General features: G+C 66.2%; 22 protein-coding genes. 10 read left to right on the forward strand and 12 right to left on the reverse strand.

The features are described from left to right. Position 1: 1 nt before the first annotated feature. Complete coding sequence (locus ACFWB0_RS12920; RefSeq protein WP_378490862.1) at positions 2-3,241, reverse strand: error-prone DNA polymerase; 3,240 nt, start codon at positions 3,239-3,241, stop codon at positions 2-4. A gap of 87 nt (positions 3,242-3,328) precedes the next feature. Here ACFWB0_RS12920 and ACFWB0_RS12925 point away from each other — a divergent pair, with 87 nt between their 5' ends. Beyond that, positions 3,329-3,661, forward strand: coding sequence for a DUF6191 domain-containing protein (locus ACFWB0_RS12925; RefSeq protein WP_378490835.1), 333 nt, complete (start codon positions 3,329-3,331; stop codon positions 3,659-3,661). On the opposite strand, the gene ACFWB0_RS12930 is transcribed toward ACFWB0_RS12925, so the two are convergent. Together ACFWB0_RS12930 and ACFWB0_RS12935 are read right to left on the reverse strand one after the other, a co-directional pair. Further along, positions 3,609-4,517, reverse strand: a complete 909-nt coding sequence (locus tag ACFWB0_RS12930; RefSeq protein ID WP_378490836.1) for a D-isomer specific 2-hydroxyacid dehydrogenase family protein — start codon at positions 4,515-4,517, stop codon at positions 3,609-3,611. The two genes, ACFWB0_RS12925 and ACFWB0_RS12930, sit on opposite strands and share 53 nt — an antisense overlap. 21 nt (positions 4,518-4,538) lie before the next feature. Then, complete coding sequence (locus ACFWB0_RS12935; protein WP_378490837.1) at positions 4,539-4,697, reverse strand: hypothetical protein; 159 nt, start codon at positions 4,695-4,697, stop codon at positions 4,539-4,541. A gap of 233 nt (positions 4,698-4,930) precedes the next feature. Between ACFWB0_RS12935 and ACFWB0_RS12940 the strand changes: the two genes are divergently transcribed. Then, complete coding sequence (locus ACFWB0_RS12940) at positions 4,931-6,511, forward strand: multicopper oxidase family protein (RefSeq protein WP_378490863.1); 1,581 nt, start codon at positions 4,931-4,933, stop codon at positions 6,509-6,511. Positions 6,512-6,797: 286 nt separating this feature from the next. Further along, a complete protein-coding gene (locus ACFWB0_RS12945) occupies positions 6,798-8,921 on the forward strand; it encodes an MMPL family transporter (RefSeq protein WP_378490838.1) in 2,124 nt (707 codons plus the stop codon). A 125-nt stretch (positions 8,922-9,046) separates the two neighbouring features. On the opposite strand, the gene tnpA is transcribed toward ACFWB0_RS12945, so the two are convergent. Then, on the reverse strand, positions 9,047-9,463 hold the full coding sequence (gene tnpA, locus ACFWB0_RS12950; RefSeq protein ID WP_378490839.1) for an IS200/IS605 family transposase: 417 nt from the start codon (positions 9,461-9,463) through the stop codon (positions 9,047-9,049). Here tnpA and ACFWB0_RS12955 point away from each other — a divergent pair. Next, positions 9,428-9,862 (forward strand): RNA-guided endonuclease InsQ/TnpB family protein, encoded by a 435-nt coding sequence (locus tag ACFWB0_RS12955; protein WP_378490840.1) that lies wholly within the window; start codon positions 9,428-9,430, stop codon positions 9,860-9,862. The genes tnpA and ACFWB0_RS12955 overlap by 36 nt on opposite strands. 24 nt (positions 9,863-9,886) lie before the next feature. On the opposite strand, the gene ACFWB0_RS12960 is transcribed toward ACFWB0_RS12955, so the two are convergent. Beyond that, positions 9,887-11,128: an IS256 family transposase gene (locus ACFWB0_RS12960; protein ID WP_378490864.1), complete on the reverse strand. Its 1,242-nt coding sequence runs from the start codon at positions 11,126-11,128 to the stop codon at positions 9,887-9,889. Between ACFWB0_RS12960 and ACFWB0_RS12965 the strand changes: the two genes are divergently transcribed. After that, positions 11,127-12,128 (forward strand): RNA-guided endonuclease InsQ/TnpB family protein, encoded by a 1,002-nt coding sequence (locus tag ACFWB0_RS12965; protein ID WP_378490841.1) that lies wholly within the window; start codon positions 11,127-11,129, stop codon positions 12,126-12,128. The genes ACFWB0_RS12960 and ACFWB0_RS12965 overlap by 2 nt on opposite strands. Positions 12,129-12,200: 72 nt before the next feature. Continuing rightward, positions 12,201-12,620, forward strand: a complete 420-nt coding sequence (locus ACFWB0_RS12970; protein WP_378490842.1) for a pyridoxamine 5'-phosphate oxidase family protein — start codon at positions 12,201-12,203, stop codon at positions 12,618-12,620. Between the two features lie 334 nt (positions 12,621-12,954). Here ACFWB0_RS12970 and ACFWB0_RS12975 read toward each other — a convergent pair whose 3' ends face one another. Genes ACFWB0_RS12975 through ACFWB0_RS12995 form a run of 5 tightly spaced genes read right to left on the reverse strand, consistent with a single transcriptional unit; the run spans position 12,955 to position 17,592 of the window. Beyond that, positions 12,955-13,833: a sucrase ferredoxin gene (locus ACFWB0_RS12975; RefSeq protein WP_378490843.1), complete on the reverse strand. Its 879-nt coding sequence runs from the start codon at positions 13,831-13,833 to the stop codon at positions 12,955-12,957. A gap of 52 nt (positions 13,834-13,885) precedes the next feature. Next, positions 13,886-14,413: a hypothetical protein gene (locus ACFWB0_RS12980; protein ID WP_378490844.1), complete on the reverse strand. Its 528-nt coding sequence runs from the start codon at positions 14,411-14,413 to the stop codon at positions 13,886-13,888. 30 nt (positions 14,414-14,443) lie between these two features. After that, positions 14,444-15,217, reverse strand: coding sequence for an alpha/beta fold hydrolase (locus tag ACFWB0_RS12985; RefSeq protein ID WP_378490845.1), 774 nt, complete (start codon positions 15,215-15,217; stop codon positions 14,444-14,446). A 15-nt stretch (positions 15,218-15,232) separates the two neighbouring features. Continuing rightward, entirely contained in the window at positions 15,233-16,807 is a 1,575-nt protein-coding gene (locus ACFWB0_RS12990) for a DNA polymerase Y family protein (protein WP_378490846.1), read from the reverse strand. Beyond that, positions 16,804-17,592 carry a hypothetical protein gene (locus ACFWB0_RS12995; protein WP_378490865.1) on the reverse strand — a complete coding sequence of 263 codons (789 nt, stop codon included), beginning with the start codon at positions 17,590-17,592 and terminating at the stop codon, positions 16,804-16,806. The genes ACFWB0_RS12990 and ACFWB0_RS12995 overlap by 4 nt, the downstream gene beginning before the upstream one ends. 291 nt (positions 17,593-17,883) lie before the next feature. On the opposite strand from ACFWB0_RS12995, the gene ACFWB0_RS13000 reads away from it, so the two are divergent. Together ACFWB0_RS13000 and ACFWB0_RS13005 are read left to right on the forward strand one after the other, a co-directional pair. Next, a complete protein-coding gene (locus tag ACFWB0_RS13000; RefSeq protein ID WP_378490866.1) occupies positions 17,884-18,987 on the forward strand; it encodes a serine/threonine-protein kinase in 1,104 nt (367 codons plus the stop codon). 105 nt (positions 18,988-19,092) lie between these two features. Beyond that, positions 19,093-19,554, forward strand: coding sequence for a hypothetical protein (locus ACFWB0_RS13005; protein ID WP_378490867.1), 462 nt, complete (start codon positions 19,093-19,095; stop codon positions 19,552-19,554). Between the two features lie 27 nt (positions 19,555-19,581). Here ACFWB0_RS13005 and ACFWB0_RS13010 read toward each other — a convergent pair whose 3' ends face one another. Next, entirely contained in the window at positions 19,582-20,268 is a 687-nt protein-coding gene (locus ACFWB0_RS13010; protein WP_378490847.1) for a response regulator, read from the reverse strand. Beyond that, a complete protein-coding gene (locus ACFWB0_RS13015; protein WP_378490848.1) occupies positions 20,265-21,602 on the reverse strand; it encodes a PspC domain-containing protein in 1,338 nt (445 codons plus the stop codon). Before ACFWB0_RS13015 ends, ACFWB0_RS13010 begins: the two co-directional genes overlap by 4 nt. Positions 21,603-21,699: 97 nt before the next feature. Between ACFWB0_RS13015 and ACFWB0_RS13020 the strand changes: the two genes are divergently transcribed. Further along, positions 21,700-23,088 (forward strand): PspC domain-containing protein, encoded by a 1,389-nt coding sequence (locus ACFWB0_RS13020; protein WP_378490849.1) that lies wholly within the window; start codon positions 21,700-21,702, stop codon positions 23,086-23,088. After that, positions 23,081-23,338 carry a hypothetical protein gene (locus tag ACFWB0_RS13025; protein WP_378490850.1) on the forward strand — a complete coding sequence of 86 codons (258 nt, stop codon included), beginning with the start codon at positions 23,081-23,083 and terminating at the stop codon, positions 23,336-23,338. Before ACFWB0_RS13020 ends, ACFWB0_RS13025 begins: the two co-directional genes overlap by 8 nt. Positions 23,339-23,393 lie beyond the last annotated feature (55 nt).

Here is a 23,393-nt window from a genome sequence, read left to right on the forward strand (position 1 = left end):
GCTATCGAAAGTCTCGGGACTTCACCGATGTTCGCAGATCCATCCGCTGCAGCCGGTCGGCCAGCACCGTCACGACGCCGTCCGCGTTCTGGACCCGTCCGCGCACCAGCAGCGCGGGCGCGGTGTGCGCGAGGGTCCGATACCTCGCCCACAGCCCCACCGAGCACACCACATTCACCATGCCGGTCTCGTCCTCCAGGTTGAGGAAGGTGACGCCGGCCGCGGTCGCCGGCCGCTGCCGATGAGTGACAGCGCCACCGACGAGCACGCGCGTCCCGTCCGGAACCTGCAGCAGGCGCGATGCGGGGATCACCCCCAGTGCGTCGAGTTTCTCGCGCAGGAACTGCGTCGGATAGCTGTCGGGTGAGACACCCGTGGCCCACACGTCGGCGGCGGCGAGTTCGATGTCGCTCATGCCGGGCAGCGCGGGAGCCGGGGAAGACGCACCGATACCGGGTAGCCGGCCCGCGCGCTGCGTCGACGCAGGCCCGGCCGCCCACAGCGCTTCTCGCCTGGTGGCACCGAAACCGGACAGGGCACCGGCCGTCGCGAGTGCTTCGGCCTCAGGCGTGGAGAGTTCGATGCGGGAGGTCAGGTCGAGCAGTGAGAGATACGGACCGTTCGCCTGTCGTTCCTCGACGATCCGTCGGGCGAGGTCGTCGCCGATGTATCGCACCTCCCCCAACCCGAGGCGCACCTCCTGTCCCCGGTTCTCGACGGTAGCGTGAGCGAGACTCGCATTGACGTCAGGACCGTGCACCACCACACCGTGTCGCCGGGCGTCGGCCACCAGCGACTGCGGCGAGTAGAAGCCCATCGGCTGCGCGCGCAGCAGACCCGCGCAGAACGCCGCGGGGTGATGCAGCTTGAACCAGGACGAGTAGAACACCAGCGACGCGAAGCTCTGCGAATGGCTTTCCGGGAAACCGAAATTCGCGAATGCGTACAGCTTCTCGTAGATGCGGTCGGCGACGTCCCCGGTGAGACCGTGCAGTTCGCGCATGCCCCGATAGAACCGGTCGCGCAGACGTTCCATCTTCTCCGGAGACCTCTTCGATCCCATCGCGCGACGCAATTGGTCGGCTTCCGCCGCGGTGAATCCCGCGACGTCGACGGCCATCTGCATCAACTGCTCCTGGAACAGCGGTATCCCGAGGGTGCGTTCGAGCGATTTCTCGAGGCACGGATGGTCGTAGACGACCGGTTCGAGTCCGTTGCGCCGACGGATGTACGGGTGCACGGATCCGCCCTGGATGGGCCCCGGGCGGATCAACGCCACTTCGATGACGAGATCGTAGAAGTGCCTCGGTTTCAACCGCGGCAGTGTCGCCATCTGTGCGCGCGATTCCACTTGGAACACGCCGACGGAATCTGCGCGACGCAGCATCTCGTAGACGGCTTCCTCCGACAGGTCGAGCTGCGCAAGATCGACGTGAATGCCTTCGTGTTCGGAGACGAGGTCGATCATGTAGTGCAGCGCCGAGAGCATGCCGAGGCCGAGCAGATCGAATTTGACGAGCCCGACGGCGGCACAGTCGTCCTTGTCCCATTGCAGAACGGTGCGACCGGCCATGCGGGCCCATTCGACCGGGACGACGTCGGCGACGGGACGGTCGCAGATCACCATCCCTCCCGAGTGGATGCCGAGGTGCCGCGGCAGGCCTTCGATCTGAGCTGCGAGCCGGAGCACCGGTTCGGGGATATCGGTGTCGGTTTCTGTCGTCACCCCACCCCAGCGGCTGACCTGCTTGCTCCACGCGTCCTGCTGACCCTGCGCATAGCCGAGCGCGCGCGCCATGTCGCGCACCGCTGACTTGCCGCGGTAGGTGATGACGTTGGCCACCTGTGCTGCGTGGGTTCGTCCGTATTTCTCGTAGACGTGTTGGATGGCTTCTTCACGACGGTCGGATTCGATGTCGAGGTCGATGTCGGGTGGTCCGTCTCGTTCCGGCGACAGGAACCTCTCGAACAGCAGACCGTTGCCGACGGGATCGACGTTGGTGATGCCGATCGCATAGCACACAGCGGAGTTGGCCGCGGACCCTCTTCCCTGACACAGGATGTCGTTGCTCACGCAGAACTGCACGATGTCGTGGACGACAAGGAAGTATCCGGGGAAGCCCAGCTGCCCGATGATGGCGAGTTCGTGTTCGATCTGCCGATAGGCCTCCCGATAGTGTTCGGGTGGTCCGTATCGGCGCAGCGCCTCGTCGTAGGTGAGTTCACGGAGCCACGTCTGTTCGGTGTGCCCGTCGGGTACGTCGAACGGTGGCAGTTTCGGTGCGATGAGACGCAGGTCGAAGGCGCATTCGCGGCCGAGATCCGCGGCGGCCTGTACGACGCCGGGAAAGGCTTCGGACAGGCTCGCCATCTCCGCGCCCGACCGCAGGTGACCGCCGCCGGCCGGAGGGAGCCTGCTCGCGGCGAGGTCGAGGCTCTGCCGATCGGAGATGGCGGCCATGGCCATCGCCAGTCTGCGCCGGTCCGGGGCGGCGAAGTGCGCGGCTGTGCTCGCCACACACGAAAGCCCGTATCGCCCGGCGAGTTCCGCGAGGGCGCTGTTCCGTTCGTGGTCGTCGGGCAGGCCGTGCCAGGTGAGTTCGACGGTGACGCGCTCGGCTCCGAATCGGTCGACGAGTTCGCGCAGAGCACGGTCGGCGCCGTCCGGCCCGTCCGTGTCGAGGGCCTGCCGCACATGCCCCTTGCGGCATCCGGTGAGGATCTGCCAATGCCCCCCGGCGGCCTCCGTAAGAGCGTCGTAGTCGTAGCGGGGTGTGTTCTTCTTCCCTCCGGCCAGGTGCGCGGCGGCGATCTGTCGCGAGAGACGCCGATATCCTTCCTCACCTCGCGCGAGGACGAGCAAGTGCGCGTCGTCGAGGCTCAGTTCAGCTCCGAAGACGGTACGCATGTCGAGTTCACGCGCGGCCTCGGCGAAGCGCACCACGCCGTAGAGGCCGTCGTGGTCGGTGAGCGCGAGCGCGTCGAGGCCCAGCCGGACCGCCTCCTCGACGAGCTCTTCGGGCGTGGAGGCACCGTCGAGGAAGCTGTAGGCCGAGTGCGAGTGCAGTTCGGCGTACGGCACGACGGGACCGGCGGGTAGTTGCACTCCCCCCTCGTAGTCGGGTCGGGTGCGCGACCAGGCGGGGGCGTCGCTGCCGTCGCCGGGGTACACCGAAGCAGGCCGACCGGACAGCACACGCTCCATTTCGGACCAGGTCGGCGGCCCGTTGCTCCATCCCATCTCCACCTCCGATGCCACACTTTTCATCAATCGTACATATGTTCGAGCATGTATCGTCGAAACGGACCATCACCGAAGGAGCACCTCGTGTACACCGTCGTGGGAATCGTCACTGTGCTGCTGCTCGTGTTCGCGATCGATCGTCTCGGCCTGTTCGCCGAACGGCGCGGTTGGGTCTACTGGCGCGACCGCAACCGCCCCGCAGGCACGAGCGCCGGCGTGTTCGGGGAGATGCAATCGTTCCTGTCGCCCGCGTACCAGCACGTCGTCGAGGAGCAGCACCGGCAGCAGACGTCGCGACAGGACCACTCCACGGGGGCTCCCCCGTTCGGCATCGATCTCGACACAGGTACCGCAGCCCTGCCTGTCAGTACCCGGCGCTCGGCTCGACCCGAGCGAGCAACTCCTCCCCCGCGATGAACCGGCGCACGTTCTCCCGCAGCGTCGGCGCGAAATTCTCGGTCAGGTGGCTTCGGGTGTTGGCGATGTGCGGAGTGATCACGACGTTGTCGAGATCCCACAGCGGATGACCGTCGGGCAGGGGTTCGGGATCGGTCACGTCGAGCACTGCACCGGCGATCTTCTCCGCACGCAACGCATCGACGAGTGCGTCGGTGTCGACGAGATTGCCGCGCGCAACGTTCACGAGCCACGAGGTGTCGGGCATTGCTTCCAGCACAGCGGTGTCGACGAGACGATCGGTGTCCTCGGTCGCGGGAGCAGCGATCACGAAATGGTCTGCCATGGACCACACTTCACCGGTCCGGGCAGACGGCAGCGTCACCTTCGCCCCATCGACCGGGCGACCTGACCGGTTGACCGCCACCACCTCCGCACCGAGAGCGTGCAGCCGCGGGATCATGGCCCGGCCGATCCCGCCGCACCCGACGATCGCGACGGTCGCGCCGTGGAGTGTCCGCACCCGCGGATCGATGTCGTCCTTGCGCCAGCTCTTCGCCGCCAGCGAGGAGTGGAACTGCCGCAATCCCACGAGCAGGCCCCCCACGGCGTACTCGGCGACGTTGTCGGCATACACACCGGACGCATTCGCCCAGAGGCGACGATCGTCGATCAGGCCCGCCCGGAAGAACGGTTCGATGCCCGCGTAGGTGAGCTGCACCAGGCGGATCCCGTCGGGCAGATCCGTCGGGAAGTCGTCGGGACCGCCGTCCCACACGAGGGCGTCCGCGTCGTCGAGTCCGACGAGCGTGCCCCCACCCTCGACGATCGCGTTCGCAAGATGATCGTCACGTCCGGGACCGAGATGAATACGCATGAATCGACTCTATCGCCGGACTCACTCGTCGGCCGGGGCAAGCATCTCCCGATGTTCGGCGGTGCCGTCGACGTTCGCGTTGATCCGTTCGGCGATGCGCCACCCGCCGGAGATGCGAACCCGACGCCAGGTATCGGCCGAGACCCGGGCGACCCAGAACCGGTCGGCGTCAGCGTCCAACGGATGTTGAGCGCGTAGCTGCGGCCGGTCGCCTCGTCGCCGTCGACCTCGATGTGCGGCACGGCATCGAAGACGCCCGCAGTTCGTCGATCTCGCTCATGTTCGGCTCTTTCGATTCGGTGCAGGCCTGATCACGGACCTCAGCCACTCGACTGCACATACAGAAGGGCTTCTCCTGTGATCACAGCGCCGGTAGGGGACATCCCCGATCCGAAGATCGGGTGCCACACCTGATGTGCCGATACGCGACGACGACCACGATCGAAGGTGTGAAATTACTCGGGCGGATCGTGGCGACCTCGTTCGCGGTCGGTATGACCTTGATCCTCGGCGCAGCGGCAGTCGGTCTCTACTTCTGGAACACCACCTCGATCGACACGACGGGTCAGGTGACGTTCGACCGGCCGGTGCAGATCCCCCCACTCGCGGAGAGCACGGTCGCCGACGACGGGACTCGCGTGTTCGACCTGACCATGCAGCGCGGCACCAGCGACCTGGGGCACGGGCCCGATACACAGACCTGGGGCGTGAACGGCGACTACCTCGGCCCGACCCTGCGTGCCGAGCGCGGTGAGAACGTCCGGGTGAACGTGACCAACGAGGTCGGCGAGATGAGCACGCTGCACTGGCACGGGATGCATCTGCCCGCCGCGATGGATGGCGGCCCCCACCAGACGGTCGAACCCGGCGCCACCTGGTCTCCGCACTGGACGATCGATCAGCCTGCCGCAAGCCTCTGGTACCACCCGCATCTGCACGGCTCGACGGCCTCGCACGTGTACCGAGGTCTCGCGGGCATGTTCCTCGTCGACGACCAGGACGGACCTGCGCTCCCCGACGAGTACGGTGTCGACGACATCCCGGTGATCGTGCAGGACAAGAAGTTCAATGGAAACCAACTCGACGAGGACGGCGCCGTCTTCGCCAACGTCGGGACACTCGGCGACGAGATCCTCGTCAACGGCACCCCCGGCGCTTTCCTGGACGTGACCACCGAACGCGTCCGGCTGCGTCTGCTCAACGCATCGAACGCACGCATCTACAACTTCTCGTTCGACACTGGGCTGCCGTTCGATCTGGTCGGCACCGACGGAGGTCTCCTGGAATCACCCGTCGCGCTCCGCAGCCTCCAGCTCTCCCCCGGCGAACGAGCGGAGATCATCGTCGAGGCACCCGCCGGAACCCGGAACGTGCTCCGCAGTACCCCGCCCGACCTGCGCGCCGACTTCTGGCAGACCCGATTCTCCGGCGGCGACGACAGCTTCGACGTTCTCGAGTTACGTGCCGCCGCCACTCTCGAATCGAACGAGGCGGTCCCGGATCGCCTGGCGACGCTGGACGATCTCGGCGAGCCGACCGTCACACGCTCCTTCGACCTCACGAGCACCACCGAGATCAACGGTTCGAAGATGGACATGAACCGCATCGACGAGGTCGTCGTCGCCGGCACCACCGAACTGTGGGAGATCGACAACGTGAGCGGGATGGTCCACAACTTCCACGTCCACGACGTGCAGTTCCAGGTGGTCGACGCAACCGGGATGCCTGCCGATCATCCGACGCTGACCGGCAGGAAGGACACCGTCTACGTTCCACCCGGCACCACAGTGCGACTGCTCATGCGGTTCGCCGACCACACCGACCCCACCATTCCGTACATGTACCACTGCCATCTGCTCCGGCACGAGGACGACGGCATGATGGGTCAGTTCGTGGTCGTCGGCGCCGATGAGGTCGACGAAGTCGGCGTCCTTCCCATCCACTCGGCCCACGACAACCACTCAGGCCACAGCGGAGGGGACCACACCGGGTAGGCACGTGTGCGCCTCGTCGCACAACGGAGCTCTCGGAATAGATTCTCGTGCGACCGCGTTGACCCATTCGGATCGACGCGCCGCGTACGCCCCGGAGCCAATGTGAATTGCCTTCGTGGAATACCGTCCGGCTGGAACCACGTCGCGCCCCGTGCCGTGAGGCATCCGGCGCGTCGGTCCGCCCGGCTTCTTCCCGCCCGGCCCTCTCTCACCCACCGAAGATCACCTACGGTCCGCTCGCGATTACAGTTGCCGTTCGGCAGCACCGAGCGAACCGGGAGTACGTATGAATCGTTGGGCCGAGATCGTCGTGACGAGAAGCCGGTGGGTCCTCGCCATCGTCCTGCTCGTCGTTCTCCTTGCAGGGGCATGGGGCATCGGTGTGTTCGGCAAACTGTCCAGCGCCGGTTACTACGTCGCCGACAGTGAAGCCATGCAGGCCCAGCAGATCATCTACGACACATTCGGGTCGCAGACTGCCGACATCATCGCGATGTACACCGCCCCCGAGGGCGGCACCATCGACGACATCCGGCCCGACATCGAGCAGACACTCGCCGCGTTCGACGAGCAGTATCCGTCCGAGGCCATCACGACCTACTGGACGGCACCGCCCCCGACGAATCAACTGTTGCTCTCGACGGACCAGCGAAGCGTGGCGGCAACCATCACGCTCGGCACGAATTCGGGTGTGACGGCAGCCGACTTCCAGTCGGCCCTCGACACACTCGAGGTGCCAGGAGTCGAATCGCAGTTCGCGGGCAACACCGTCGTCTCCATCGAATTCACACACACCCTCGAGCGTGACCTCATCAAGGCCGAGGCAATCGCCATCCCCGTGACGCTCATTCTGCTCGTCCTCATCTTCGGTGGTGTGGTGGCCGCAGCCGTCCCCGTCTTCGTCGGCGTGCTGGCCATCTTCTCGTCGCTCGCGACGCTGCGCCTGTTGTCGACGGTCACCGAGGTGTCGTCGTACGCGCTCAACATCACGTCGCTGATCGGCCTCGGTCTGGCGATCGACTACGGCCTGTTCATCGTCAGCCGGTACCGCGAGGAACTCGCATCCGGGTCGGACCCCGCCGCCGCGACGAAACGAACGATGCTGACCGCGGGCCGCACCGTGATGTTCTCGGCAGCCCTGCTCATCTGTGCCTTCGCAGGCATGCTCGTCTTCCCGCAGGCCGTGCTCCGATCGCTCGGTCTGGGAGCGATGGCCTCGGTGTTCAGCGCGGCCGTCCTGTCGCTGACGGCGGTTCCTGCAGTGCTCGCGCTCCTCGGCCACCGCATCAACGCCTGGACCTGGGACCGCGAAGCCTCGACACGCAGCGAGGCCCGCGCACGCACGTTCTGGGGTGGTCTCGTCCGCAAGGTCATGAAACGCCCCGCCATCATCGCGATCACCATCACCGCGGGCCTGCTGTTCCTCGCTACGCCGGTACTCCAGGCCCAGTTCGGCGAGGTCGAATACACCGCGTTGCCCGAAGGTAGTGCGGCGCGCACAGCGACGCAGACGCTTCTCGATGAATTCCCGAGTACGGGCAACGGCCCGACGCTCGTCCTGCGCGACGAAGGCGGACAAGCCACCGACTCCGATGCCATCCGTGCGGTGTCTCGCGAGGTCGCCGGCATCGACGGGATCTCACAGGTCATCACTGTCGGACAGCAGGACGACGTCGCCGTGGTGCAGGCCGTCTACGCGCAGGGCGTGGACGGCACCGACCGGGCCAGTGAGATCACCGACGAACTACGGACGATCCCCGTCCCGGACGGCACGGAACTGCTCGTCGGCGGCGGCCGGGCACTCGTCGACGACGCCAATACTGCAGTCTCCGATGCACTGCCGTGGATGGTCCTGATCATGGTGGTCTCGACCCTGATCCTGCTGTTCCTCGCATTCGGATCGGTGGTGCTGCCGATCAAGGCGGTGCTGATGGCCGGCCTGAGTCTCGCAGCGACCTTCGGTGTGCTCACCTGGGTGTTCCAACTCGGGTACGGCGCGTCGCTTCTCGACGTGGTGCCCAACGAGCTGGAACCGACATTCGTCGTGCTGATCCTCGCCGTGGTGTTCGGCCTGTCGACCGACTACGAGGTGTTCCTGATGTCGCGCATGGTCGAAGCGCGCGCGGCGGGAGCGACGACGGAAGAAGCGGTCGAGTACGGCATCTCGCGCACCGGACGTGTGGTCACATCCGCAGCGTTGCTGTTGATCGTGGTGACCGGTGCGTTCACCATCTCGGGGTTGTCGATCATGCGTTTCCTCGGTGTCGGCATGATCATCGCCCTGATCATCGATGCGACCGTCGTGCGCATGCTGCTGGTGCCATCGCTGATCAAACTCATGGGCGAGGCCAACTGGTGGGCGCCGCAGTGGATGAAGAAGGTCCACGAGAAGGCCGGGCTGGGGCACTAGCGACATGACCGTCCTGGCGCGCGAAGCCGACACTACGTTAAGACGTCACGTATCACCGGACCGAAGCTGTCCTCTACCGATCTCGGTGAGAGTGCTCCATCGTTCACGGTGGAGGTGAATCACCGTCACTCAGGGCGCCGTTGAGACTTCACGTACTCGGCAATCACCGACAACGGCGCGCCGCCCGCAGTCCCGCAGTAATAGGAACGGGACCATAGATGCCCACCCCACAGGTACCGGGAAAGGTGCTCCGCGTGATCGCGCCGCAAGTGCCGCGATGACACGCCTTTGAGCGAATTCACCAGCTTCGACAGCTGCACGGTGGCGGGGAAGCCGACGAGCAGGTGCACGTGGTCGTCCTCGCCGTTGAACTCCCGCAGCTCGCAGCCGAAGTCCGCGCACACTTTCCGCATGATCTTCTCGCAGTCCGCCAAGATCGGTCCGGTGAACGCGCCCCGGCGGAATTTTGTGACAAACACCAAATGTACATGACAATCCCAGAGAGCATGTCTTCCACGTCGGACAAGGTCAACATCAGTCATGACACCAAATGCTATCGTGCTGGTGTGCTCAAGCGATACCGCTACCGCGCCTACCCCACAGGGGAACAGCACAGGGCGCTGTCTCAACTGTTCGGGTGCTGCCGGGTGGTATTCAACGACGCGCTTGCCGCCCGCGAGTCCGCCCGCAAAGCCGGAAACCCTGTGCCCGGCAAAAGCGAGTTGTCGGCGGCGCTGACTATCGCGAAAAGCACCCCGGAGAGAGCCTGGCTGGCTGAGGTGTCCTCGGTGCCGTTGCAGCAGTCCCTCGCAGACCTGCATCGCGCGTACGCGAACTTTTTCGATTCCCGCACCGGCAAACGCAAAGGACGCAAGGTCGGTGCGCCACGCTTCAAGAGGCGGACACATCGCCAGTCTGCCCGTTTCGGGAGTGTCCGATGAACGGTGGATCCGCCTTGGCATCAGTCAGATTCCACTCGGTGTGATGCGGCCTTCGAAGGTAATCGCGAAGGCGTTCAAGGCAGGCTTCCACCTCATTGCCCATCGTGCTCTTCCCTTGCCACTGGGGTCCAGTGCCCGGGTGGCGAGGTAGAGGCATTTGAGGGCGGCCTGCTCGGTCGGGAAGTGTCCGCGGGCCCGAACTGCACGCCGGTAACGGGCATTGACCGACTCGATTGCGTTGGTCGAGCAGATCACCCGGCGGATCTCGACGTCGTAGTCGAGGAACGGAATGAACTCGCTCCACGCGTTCTCCCAGAGTCGGACGATCGCCGGGTACTGGTTGCCCCACTTGCCCGCGAACTCGGTGAACCGTTCCTTGGCCGCGGACTCCGACGGTGCGGTGTACACGGGCCGCAGATCCCGGCTCATCTCGTCCCAGTACTTCCGTGACGAATATCGGAAGGTGTTGCGAATCAAGTGAATAATGCAGGTCTGCACCACCGCCAGATCCCAGACCGCCGCGATCGCGTCGGGCAGGCCCTTGAGCCCGTCGCAGACCACGATGCACACATCGGCCACCCCACGATTCTTGATCTCCGTCAACACGGCAAGCCAGAACTTTGCGCCCTCGCCGCCGTCACCGGCCCATAAGCCGAGGATGTCGCGTTCACCCGAGGTCGTGACCCCGATCGCGACGTATACGGGCCGGTTGGCGACCTGCCCGTCGCGGATCTTGACGTGGATTGCATCGATGAATATCACCGGATAGACCCGATCGAGCGGACGATTTGCCCATTCGGTCATCTCGGAGATGACCTTGTCGGTGATCCGGCTAATCGTGTCCTTCGAAACGCTCGCCCCGTAGACGTCGGCGAAGTGAGCGGCGATCTCCCCGGTCGTCAGCCCTTTCGCGCTCAACGACAGGACGATCTCGTCCACCCCGGTCAGGCGTCGTTGGCGTTTCTTGACGATCTGCGGGTCGAACGAGGCATCGGTGTCTCTGGGAACCTCGATCTCGACCGGTCCGATCTCGGTCAGGACGGTCTTCGATCGGGTTCCGTTACGGGAGTTGCCGCTGCCTCGACCTGCGGGGTCGTGTTTGTCGTAGCCGAGGTGCTCGGTCATTTCCGCATCCAGTGCGGTTTCGAGCACGTTCTTCGTCAACTGGTTGAGCAGGCCGTTCGGGCCCATCAAGTCGATACCTTGCTCCTTGGCCTGGGCCAGGAGCTGCTCGGCGAGCTGCTGTGGATCCACCTCGGTAGCCATGGGTTCCAGTGTCTCGGTCATCATCGATCCTTCCCGCCAGGCTCACGCCTGGCGTGTCAGACCAAGGTCGAATCCACCGTTATTCCGACAGTCCCCCCGTTTCACCCGCAACGCCGGGTTCTCGGTTCTCGAGCCGGGCGGTGGTATCGGCCTGGTCCGGTTGCCGAAGATCGGGCGGATCCGGTACGAGTCGTCGCGGCCGTTGCCGGCGGACCCGTCGAGTGTGACGGTGATCCGGGAGGCCGACGGCCGGCACTATGTGTCGTTCGTGGTCGACGAGCCCGTGCCCGTGCCCGTTGTGGTTGTCCCTCAGTCGGCGCCGGCCCGATGCGCGGGCATTGACGTCGGTCTCACTGACCTTGCGGTGATCGTGTACGACGACGGTACTCGCGAGAAGATCGACAATCCTCGCTGGTTGCGGTCGAAGGAACGGCGTCTGGGCCGCGCCCAACGGGCGTATTCACGCACCGAACGTGGGTCGAAGAATCGGGACAAGGCTCGCCGGAAGGTCGCTGCGGCGCACCGGAAGGTGCGCGAGACGCGCCTGGATCACCATCACAAGCTGGCATTGAGGTTGGTCCGCGAGAACCACGCGGTTGCCCTCGAGGGGTTGTCGGTGGCGGGTTTGGCGCGAACGAGGGTGGCGAAGTCGGTGCACGATGCCGGCTGGTCGATGCTCAGGCGGTTGATCGAGGAGAAAGCCGCCCGGTATGGCGCGGTGGTGCACACGATCGGCCGGTGGGAACCGACGTCGCAGGTGTGCGCGGGCTGCGGGGTGCGGGACGGGAAGAAGCCGTTGGGTGTGCGGGTGTGGGTGTGCTCGTCGTGTGGGTTGGTGCTGGATCGGGACTATAACGCTGCTGTGAATGTGTTGCTCGCCGCTGGGCTGGTGGAGAGGGTAAACGCTTGTGGAGGGAGCGTAAGACGTGTGCTTGCATGCGCGGACCCGGTGAAGCAGGAACCCGCTGAACAGATCTTGCCGGATGGTGAGGCTGCGTAGGAATCCTCCGCGTTCACGCGGGGGAGGAAGTCAATCAGCGAATGTGCTGAGCCGCAACCGTAAGGTGAAGCCATGAGCTTTGACGAATCAGCTGCGCAAAGGTTTTTCGCCGAACCGCATGTCGGAGTCTTCGCGGTAGAGGTCCGTTCCGGTCCGCCCGCGGCGGTGCCGATCTGGTACTCGTACACGCCGGGCGGGGAGGTGTGGATCAACACGCCAGAGTCGAGCCGTAAGGCCCGGGCGCTTCGTCGCACGGGGCATGCGACGATGGTCGTAGACACAGTGAGCCCGATGCTGCGGTACGTGTCAGTGGATCTCGAACTCGTCTCCTCTCGCCCCACAACATTCGACGACCAAGAAGAAATGGCGGCCCGCTACTTGTCGGGCGATGCACTGGCGCAGTTTCTCGAGTTTTCCCGCGCGCACTTGCACGGAGAGGTGCGCTACACGCTGCGCCCGACGCGCTGGCGCTACGCCGACATGACTATGTGAGGTCGTCGGCGATCCGAGAAGGCCGCGTGGCCCACCTTTGATTCAGCCCACCGATGGCGGTGCGGCCGCCTATATGGACTGAGAGTTGCAGGTCTGCGCGCTCTCTGGGGGCTGAAGCTTTGTCAGGCATTCCTGCACTGGTGTGCTGTGCGATGGTATCGAGGTCTTCGCCGTGGGCCGCAAACGTGATGGTGGTCGATCCGGGTTCAGATTCGCCATGCACCGGGAGGATGTCTTGATATCGCTGCCTGCGGAGGTGGACAAGTGAGGTCGCCCCGGCCTCGTCCGGGATGGCACGAGCGGCCGACTGGTCATCCATCCTGGTCGTCGAGGTCTACGGCGCGGTGACCTTCGTCGCGACCACCGGACGCACCGGTTTGGGTGCGGCACCGCAACTCGCGGGTCGGGCGGGAAGCTCCCGGGTCTCGACGTCGACCCGCCAGGTCCGGCCGTCGCGGTGCCGCACCAGCAGTTCCGTTCCGGTCTCGTCGACGGTGAAGGCATCCGTCGAGTGGTCTCCGACAACGTCACGGACCGCGAGTTCGGCAACCTGACCCGCCGCTCCCCAGGTACTGCGACCACGCAACCCGGTCGCGTACACCTCACCACGTGCGGCCGCGTGCACCGCCTCGACGCTCTGCGCGGCATCGAGGCGGCCGTACGAACAGCCGGTCGGTAGCAGGATCATCGACGGAGCGAACCGATGCCCGCCGGTGTGAGAGCACTCCCATACCGAGCCCGGGAATTCCGTCTGTAGCGCCGCTGCAATCGGGCGCCCGAGGACGGCACAGCACTGGTCGCGCTTGCCGTGCGCACAGACGAGCACGATCGGCTCGGACACCGCCTCACCCAGTCCCGGAGGGGGTCCTGCTACCACGCGCGGCACGATCTCGAGCAACTCCGCGGGATCGGTGATCTCGAGGCGTTCACACCACGCATCACCCGGTTCGGTGCGGGCGACGAGCACGGTTTTCGTCGGACGCGCTGTATCGCGGCCCGGACGCCGGATGAACATGATCCGTACCCCTGCCGCATCCGCGCGGGCCGAGAGCTCACTCGACAACTCCGCGCCGAGCGCAGTGCCGTCGAGTACATCGCGTCCCCAGGCAGACGAGAACTCCAGGCACACGTACCCCGGGGCGGTGGCGGTGGTACCGGGCAACGGTTCGTCGACGGCGGACAGCGCAGAGCAAGTGGGGGCAGCGGTGGTCACGTCGCCATTGTGTCCTGCCCGCACAACCGAAGAAAGTCGAGCGGCGAGGATGTCAACGAGTGCGACGCAGACGCCGGAGCCCCGCCTGTGCCCAGATCCTGAGGAAACCCTGGGAGAGGTACGCGAGGCAGCCGACTGCGAGCGTCCACTTGGTGACGCTGATCGTGGATGCCGCGCGCACCGTATCGTCGGTGATCTTGTCGCGGTGATCGAGCAGGTACAGGCCGCTGATGTTCTCCGCATAGTCGCCTGCCGCAGCGGCTACGGGCGCGGTGAGCAGGAGTGTGCGCACGACCGGCGACAGCGGCCGATGGTGGTCGAGTGCGCGCGCGCCTGCTCTCAACGCCACGGCGAAGGTCAGCGGATGGAACATGTCCCAGTAGTAGTGCTCTCGGTAGCGGGAGAGTTCGGCTGGTCCGAGACTATCGAGGATCTTCCGGTACTTCGATGCCGAGAACGTCGTCTGCACCGTGCCGACGGTCAGCGCGGTGGAACCGAGGACGCGGGCGATGTTCGCCTGCGAGACGACGAACAGAGCGGAGGTCGCGAGAAGCTTCCGGTCGGGCGAAGACAAGGCCATGCCCCCGATCGTAGGCCAGGTTCGGCGAGCTCAGTCGGTGAGGAAGGGCAACACTGTCCCCGCGAATTCTGCAGACCGATCGCGATGAATACTGTGCCCGCACGGGATCTCCCGCACCGCACCGTTCGGGAGCAGTGACAGCGCGTCGGCAAGAAGATGTGGATCGACCATGCTGCCACGATGCACCCCGCGCAGCAGCAACGTCGGAGACTTCAGTCCCGGAAGTTCCTCCCACCACATCGGATTCGGGGTGCGGAATTGAGATATCACGGATTCGGTCATCGACCGATCGAACGCGAACACCGCCCGCGGATTGCGCGCCATGCTGGTCATGGCGTGCCACAGCTCCGCGGGAGTGGGCCGGTGCGACGGTATCTCCGGAACCGGATCGTGCTCACGCAACGGCAGCGGTGCTTCTTCGAGGACGAGCCTGCGCACCAACCCCGGGTACTGCTGCGCCATCAGCGACCCGGTATGCCCACCGAGGGAATGCCCCACCAGATCGACCGCGTCGATACCCAGGTGCTCACACAATCCGGCGACATCGGCGGCGAACTCGGAGAACCGGTACGACGACGTGCGAGCGCTGCGCCCGTGCCCGCGCAGATCGACAGCGACGACCCGGCGCCCGGCGGCGGTCAGCCGCCGGGCGAACCGGTCCCACGTGCGCGCGTCGCCGCCCATGCCGTGCACCAACATGACCGGAACGCCCTTGCCTTCACCGCTGCCTGCACCGCGAGGTGCCGAGTCCCGGTAGGCGATGACGACACCGTTGGGCGTCGCCGTGAGCGCAGAGGTGTCCACGATCGACGAGCCTAGTCAGTCGTAGACACCCTCCACCCGCCAGCCGTCGGCCCCGTGGATGATCAGCAGGGCCGGCGCTCCACTGAGCAACACCTGCAGCCGCGCGACATCGCGTGCGGTCTCGGGATCCCACCAGTATTCGTCCGCCGGCCAGGGCCCGGCCCATCCGATCACCTGCCAGCTGCGACTTCCCCATCGCAACTGTGCCGGTCGACCGCTGAGCAGACCCCGCTCGGTGATCGTCACCGCCTCACCCACGTCGTCGTCCACCCTGATCGGCGGCGGCACGTGCAGCACCATGGCCGGAGCCGGTGGCGGTAACCGACCCGGCCAGGGCGCATTCGGATCCGACGACGGCACCGCCTCCTCCCCCACCGGGACGAGCGTGATTCGTTCGGCGGGGCCGCGCCCACCGCTGAGCACTCCTACCCGGACCGCATCACCGCCGAGCAGACCCTGCACCCGGACCAGCGCGCGTCGTGCCCGTTCGTCCTCGTCTCCGACGCCGCCCCACAGGCCCAACTGCAAGGCTCCGGAGGCCACCACTTCCACGGGCTCGAGACGCAACATCGTGACCCCTGCGGTGGGGCGGTCGGCGCTGCGTCCGGTGAGCCAGCCGTCGAGTTGCCAGCGCACCCTGTCGGCGGTCCCCTCCGGCGTCAGCGGCTCGGCACAACGCCACGTCCGCGTCAGTTCCTCTCCGTTACCGGTGCGGGCCGACACGAGCAGCCGAGTGCAGGCCACATTCGCTGCGGCAAGACGGGTGTGCAGCAGTTCGGCAAGCATCCGGCCGATGAACGCCGCGGTGTCCACTCGCTCGACCGGGGGGTCGCACGCGTGCTCCACGGTGAGATCGGGAGGAACTGCACGCCCAGACGGCGGGCGCTCCGGTAGTCCACGCGCACTTCGGTGTGCCGCCACTGCGTCGGCACCGAACCTCGACGCCACATCGGATACGGACAGCGCCGCAAACGCCCCGATCGTGCGCACCCCGAGCCGCCGAAGCAGATCCACCAGTTCTGCCCGTTCCGGAGCGGCCAGCGCCGGCTCCACCGACAGCTGAGAAATCGGCAGCGGAGCGAGGAACCCGGGGCCGCCACCGCTCGGCACCAACGCGGCCCGGCGCGCGGCGAGCACCGCGGTGGACAGTTCGTCGGCGACACCCACCTGGCATTCCACTCCGACGGATGCAACCTCGTCGACAAGGCGTTCGGCCGCGGTCTCCTCCGATCCGAACCATCGCACGACGCCACGCGCCGCGAGAACTACGAGGCCCGGACGCAACACCTCGACGCCGGGGGCGGCCGCGTCGACCGCCGCGACCACAGGTTCGAACAGTCGCGCATCCCGGTCCGGATCATTCTGTGCCACATGTAATTCAGGACATCGGCCTTGAGCTTCGCGGCGCACCGAGCCGCGTACGACACCGGCTGCCCGCGCCGATTCCGAACATGCAACCACCCGATTCGCGGACACCACAGCGATCGGCGTGGTGGCGGGGATGCCCGCTGCCGCAGCCGCGGCCACCGCGGGCCAGTCCGGGCACCACACCGCCACAACGCGCGACGTCGGCCGGCCTGCCCTGGTCACCGGGCCACCTCGAGATTCGAGGCCGCTTCGAGGTTCGGACCGGAATCGGTTCGCCGTCGCTCACCGGAGGTCCACCGCACACCGTCCGGTCCGGCACAGACGTCGATGCACGCGTCCCGCGGAGCGGCGGCGCGCCCCAGTGCCCGCACCGACAGCTTGGTACCGCACAGCCGCGTCCGCCCGGGTCCGGTCAATCCCTCGTAACCGCTCACCTTCGCTTCGAGACGCACCTGCGCGCCGTCCCAATGCCCGTCGGTGACCACCAGGACCGCACCCTTGCTCCGCACACGAGCGGCGACGACACGGGCCCTCGATGGCGGAACCGACTTTCCCTCCAGGCCGAGCACCACCAGGTCCAGACCGTCGAGCAGTACCGTCGCGATCTCGACCGGATCGGGGCCCGGGTCCGGGATCACCGCCACCCGATTCAACCGGGCTCCCATCTCCGCTGCCGCGAGCAACCCGAGTCGCCGTTGGCCGATGACTGCGGCGTGCCCGCCCGCTGCCGTCACCGCCGCCACCATTCCCAACAGCAACGACGCCGACCCCGACACGGACACCACGGTGCCGCGGACCAGCCCTCCGCGCGGAAGCAGTTCGACGAGGGGTTCCGGCACCGGAAGCAGTCGCTCGACCGGACTGTGCGCCGGAGCAGGCGCGGAGACCTCCCCCTTCGCCGGAACCGCGGAGATCCGGCGCCTCAGCGTCTCGATCCGTTCCGCTCGGCTCGGTTCTTCACTGCCGACCGGATCTTCACCGACCGGAAATTCGGCCACTTTGCCCACATACACCCCTGTCATCCGCCTGTCGCATGTACTCACGACCTGCCGACCACGGGGAAGACGCGGCCCAGCTCGATTGATTCGAACGTATTTTCGAACCCCTCCAGTAGACCCGATATCGGCACCGGCCGTCAAGTGATCAACCCCACCTCGACCCGTCGACCTCCCGAGGTATCCCCCCGAATCGATTACCCTCGTGAGGTGGCAGAACGGGAACGAGAAGGAAAGGTCGTCGGTCCGGATCACCTGGTGGCCGGGCGATATCGACTCGATTCCAAGCTCGGTGGCGGAGGCATGGGCGCCGTATGGCTCGCTCGCGACAACCGACTCGGGCGGAACGTGGCCGTCAAGCAGGTGATCTCCACCGCAGACCTCGACCCCGCCGCCGCCGAGGAAATCCGCCGACGCGCTCTCCGCGAAGGCCGGGTCGCTGCCCAGCTCACCCACGAGCACGCGATCTCCATGTACGACGTCGCGCTCCACTACGGCGAACCGTGGCTGGTCATGGAGCATCTGCCGTCCCGCAGCCTCGCTCAGGTCATGAACGCGATCGACACCCTGCCGCCGTACGTGGTCGCGCAGATCGGCGCCGATGTCGCCGACGCTCTCGCCGCCGCCCACGACGCCGGCATCGTGCATCGCGACGTCAAGCCCGGCAACATTCTCATCGCCGAACGCGGCCACGACGCCGGTGTCGTGAAGATCAGCGACTTCGGCATCGCACGAGCCAAGGGCGACAACGATCCGTCCAGCGTGATCATCGGCACTCCCGCGTATTTCGCACCCGAGGTCGCTCGGGGCAGCGATCCCACCGAGGCCAGCGACGTGTTCTCCCTCGGCGCCACCCTCTACACCGCGATCGAGGGGCAGCCACCGTTCGGCTACGAGACGGATTCGATAGCGCTACTGCACCGTGTTGCTCGCGCCGAGATCATCCCGCCCAAAAAAACCGGGCTCCTCACCGACACCCTGCTCACCATGCTCGAACCCGACCCGTCGCGCCGGCCGACGATGATCGAGGCACGCGATCGTCTCACCGCGGTGGTCCTCGGCCCCGGAGGGAACCCGGCCATGCTCCGCGGCAGGCCCATCGTTTCCCAGGACGGCACCGTCCCGTCCTGGGCGCAACGCTCGTCTCCGGTCGACGACCAGACACGTCCCCGCAGTTCGTTCATGGACCAGCCCCTGAACATGCCCACACCACCGCGGGCCCGCGACCGTGGTTCGTCCACGTCGTGGGTGGCCGATGTGCTCGACCGCCTGATCCCCAAGGGCGAACTCCCGGAATCGACGCAGGAGAAGGTCCTCGCGTATGCACCGCTGGCGATGGCGGCGATGGCGGCGATCGTTCTGGTGGCGTTGGTCGTCGCGCTCGTCATCGCATTCCTCGTGGCCTGATCCCCGCACTGTGTCGGTGCCGTGTGCCACTCTTCCGTCACATCCAGCGACACAGTACCGAGGAGACCCGTGGCCACACCCGATCCGACCACACCCGATCCGACCATGGTCGCCATCACCGACGCCGTCACTGCAGGCCGTTCCGGCGATACCGCCGCCGCACGCCTGAATCTCGAAAACCTCTGGGACGACATCGGACCCGACGGCGATGCACTACACCGCTGCACTCTCGCGCACTTCCTGGCCGATCTGTACGACGATGCTGCCACTTCCCTCACGTGGGATCTCCGGGCACTCGAGGCCGCCGATTCTCTCGACGACACCCGAGTGCAGCAGGAGCATGCCTCGCTGCAGATCCGAGGGTTCTATCCGTCGCTGCACCTCAATCTCGCCGACGACCACCGGCGCCTGGGCGATTTCGATGCCGCTACCGAGCACCTCACCGCGGCACGCATCTACGTCGACGCCCTCGCCGACGACGGATACGGCGCCACCGTCCGGTCCGGCATCGACAACGTGACAGAGGCGATCGAGGCGAAGAGCACCGCACGCCTCGTCACGCACTGACGGAGTCGGCCGACATCCCGCCCTGTCTCAGTCGATACGCCGCCGATGCGCCCACCGGGTGAGCGCATTACGGTTGGACTGCTGCGTCTTCCGCAACACATTCGACGCATGCGTCTCGACGGTCTTCACCGAAATCACGAGTTCCTCGGCGATCTCGCGGTATGTGTACCCGCGGGCGAGCAGTCGCAGCACCTCGAGTTCGCGAGGGGTCAGCGAATCGAGTTCAGGGTCCAGCGGGGGCTCCGGCGCGGTGGACCTACCGGTGAACGAATCCAACACGAACCCGGCCAGCCGGGGGCTGAACACCGCATCTCCCCCGGCCACCCGTCGTACGGCGTCGGCGAGGTCCGGACCGGAGATCGTCTTGGTGACATAGCCGCGGGCGCCCGCCCTGATCACCGCGATGACGTCCTCCGCGGCATCGGACACGCTCAGTGCCAAACACACCGAGCCCGGGTCGATGCGGCCGAGAACTGCGACCCCACCCCCCTCGGGCATGTGCACGTCGAGCAGCACCACATCGGGTTTCGTCGACTCGATCCCGGCCACCGCCTCCGCCACACCGCCGGCTTCACCGACGATCTCCATGTCGTGTTCGCGTCCCAATTCGGTTCGGACGCCTGACCTGAACACCGCGTGATCGTCGACGAGGAAGACCCGGAACCGCCGGGTCGATTCGGAGATCTCGGACGATATCGCCGGAGTCGAACTCACTGGGGCTGCTCCTCGTGGTGGGGATGTGTCGCCTCCCACTCTAAGGTCGCCTCTTGCGGGGTTGGCTCTTGCGGGGTCGTCTCCTCGGCGTGCCCCGCACCGGATCGCGGCATGTGGATGCGGATCTCGGTGCCCTTCCCGAGTGCAGTCTTGACCACGGTGCGTCCGCCGCGTCGTTCGATGCGCGCCCTGATCGAACGTGCCAGACCCTGCCGGTCTTCCGGCACTACGTCCGGATCGAAACCGACACCGCGATCGCGGACGAACACGCTGATCTCGTGAGGTTCGACCTCCACGAACAGGTCGATATTGTCGACCTGCGCATGCTTCGCAGCGTTGACCAGAGCCTCCCTGGTGGCGCCGAGCACCGCCGTGAGCGCTTCGGCCGATACGTCTTCGTCGTCGGGTGCCACGTCGCCGACGATCACGGGAGCCACGGACACACCGCGCTGGTCCTCCACTTCCCCTGCGATGGTGCGCAACGCTTCCGCCAGGGACGTGCGCGGGGTCTCGTCGCCGCCGAAGAGCCAGCGTCGCAATTCACGTTCCTGACTGCGCGCGAGCCGCACGACCTCCTGCGGGCTGTCCGCCTGTTTCTGGATCAGCGCCAACGTCTGCAAGACCGAATCGTGCAGGTGCGAGGCGATCTCGTCGCGCTCTTCGGTGCGGACTCGCGCCGCACGCTCGGTCTCCAGGGCACGCCACATACGGATCCACAGCGGTACCGACAGCAGCACGGCCCCCACCAACGTGACGATGACGGCGAGCAACGACGACCGCAGCGCCTCGACGTCCACTTGAGCAAGGACGACGACCCCGAGGCCGGTCACCACGAGGGTGAGGCCTCCGAGGACTCGCGCCCACGCGAGCACGGTCGGTTTCGCAGGCAGACCGAACACCGAGCGGGGGCCTTCGGCATCGAACTCCCTCCAGACGAGAGCCGCTCCCACCGACACCACGACCACCGGCGCTATCGCCGAGGCCGCACCTCCGCTGAACAGCCACGACAGTCCGATGGCGAGCGCGATACCCATGACCGCAAGTCCCACGGCGCGTCGGCGTTCCGTCCCGGACGGCCGATCCGTGTCGTCTCCGGGCGGAACGAACATCCACAACAGCCCGTAGGCGACGATGCCCAGCCCGCCGAGAGCGGCGAGCACCGTGAACGCGACACGTACCTTGGTGACGTCGATATCGAGATGGTCGGCAAGTCCACCCGCGACCCCACCGACGACTCGACCGCCGACTCTCCGTTCGAGACGGTCGACAGGCACGGGTAATCCGGATACGAGGTCCACACTTCGATACTGACACGATGTGCCGACCTGGGGCATCGGGGATCGACCCTGAGGTCGAGGCCCCCGACCACGGCCACGAAATCAGGGTTCGTCCCTGATGTGCGAAACAGTCTCGGCCGCCAGGATGGATGCCATGACCACGCGAACCTTCCCAGAACAACTCACGGATATGTGGCGTACCCGCCCTGTGCGGTTGCCCGAGCAGGGGCACGTCGCCGGTGTGTGCGCAGGTATCGGTGTGCGGTACGGCATCGATCCGGTGCTGGTGCGGATAGCGTTCGTCGTGTCAGCGCTCTTCGGTGGCGCCGGAATCGTGCTGTATCTAGCGGCGTGGGTCCTGTTCACCCGCCACGGCGATCAGGTGTCGGCGATCGAATCGCTCGTCGGCCGCGGGCACAGCTCCGATTCGAGTACCAAGGTGATCGTGCTTCTCGTCGCGCTCGCCATCGCGGCGAGTGCCGTCGGCCCGGTCGGTGTCGGCTCGGGCGGATCAGGATTCATCAGCATGGTGCTGATGCTGGGCGGGTGGTGGTTGCTGTACCAGCGCCGGCCCGAGCCTCCGACGCTTCCACCACCGGTCGGCGGGTTCTCTTTCCACCGCACCATGTTTCCTCAGCAGCAGTTCGGACAACCGTTCCAGACGCCGTTCACGCAGACACCGTTCACGCAGACGCCGTTCCAAGCTCCGTTCGCGTCCGAACCTACGACCGCGCCGCGAGAGACCGATAGCCGTGCAACCGATAGCAATCAGACCGACAGCAGTGGGACCGACAGCACCGTCTCGCTGTCGAAGGACACACCCCGGTCCTCGGACACCACACAAGTGCAGGGGCAGACCTTCTCGACCGGCAGTGGCACTCCGCCCTCGTGGGACCCCCTCGGCGTCGCCCCATTTGCATGGGATCTTCCCGAGCCGTCACCGACGCACTCGCCAGTTCCCGTCGAGAAGAAGCCGCGCTCACGGCTGACCACCACGATCCTCGGATTCGCGGTGCTGGCCGCAGCAGCTGCCGGGACTGTCGCAGTCTCCACCGACATCGAGTGGCTCACCCCCGCACGCATCGGAGCGATTGCCCTCGCGATGATCGGCCTGGGTCTTCTACTGGGTGCGTTCATGCATCGCGGATACGGCCTGCTCGTGGTGACGGGTCCGCTGATGGGGTTCGTGATCCTGGGGTCACTCGTCGGACCGATCCAGATCGAATCGTCGGGTGAACAACGTTTCGCACCGCTGACCGCCGCCGAATTGGAGTCCGAATACGCCGTGCAGCTCGGAGATCTCGAGCTCGATCTGCGCAACCTCGAGCTGACGCAGGATCACGCGATCATGATCGACACCCGGCTCGCCTCCACGCAGATCCATCTGCCTCCGGACCTCGACGTCGACATCACGTGCACGTCGAAGGCCGCGTCCCCGTGCATGCCACAGGGCCTCGACGGCGGAGCCGACGGACCCGGCGGACCGGTCCTGTCCATCGATATCAACACCGTTATGGGAAGCACGGAGGTGCGTCGTGGCTGACTTCGACACCACATTCGACGCCGGAGCCGACGACACCGGCACGGACACGACACGCGCGCGACGCGGACCCTCGATCCTGCTGCTGCTATCCGCGATCGCCGCACTGGCGGTCAGCGCATGGGCCCTGGTCGGCCCCTTCCGCCTCGACTTCCTTGCCACGCTCGACATGGGCTGGATCCTCGTCGCCGCCGCGATCGTCATCGGCGCGATCCTCGTACTGGCGCCGGGACGCAGAAAGAACCATCACTAGAGACGAGAACGCCTGTGCCCCGGACCATGACGGTCCGGGGCACAGGCGTGTCTCA

Origin of the sequence: Rhodococcus sp. NPDC060086, assembly GCF_042730275.1 — a bacterium.
GTDB lineage: Bacteria > Actinomycetota > Actinomycetes > Mycobacteriales > Mycobacteriaceae > Rhodococcus.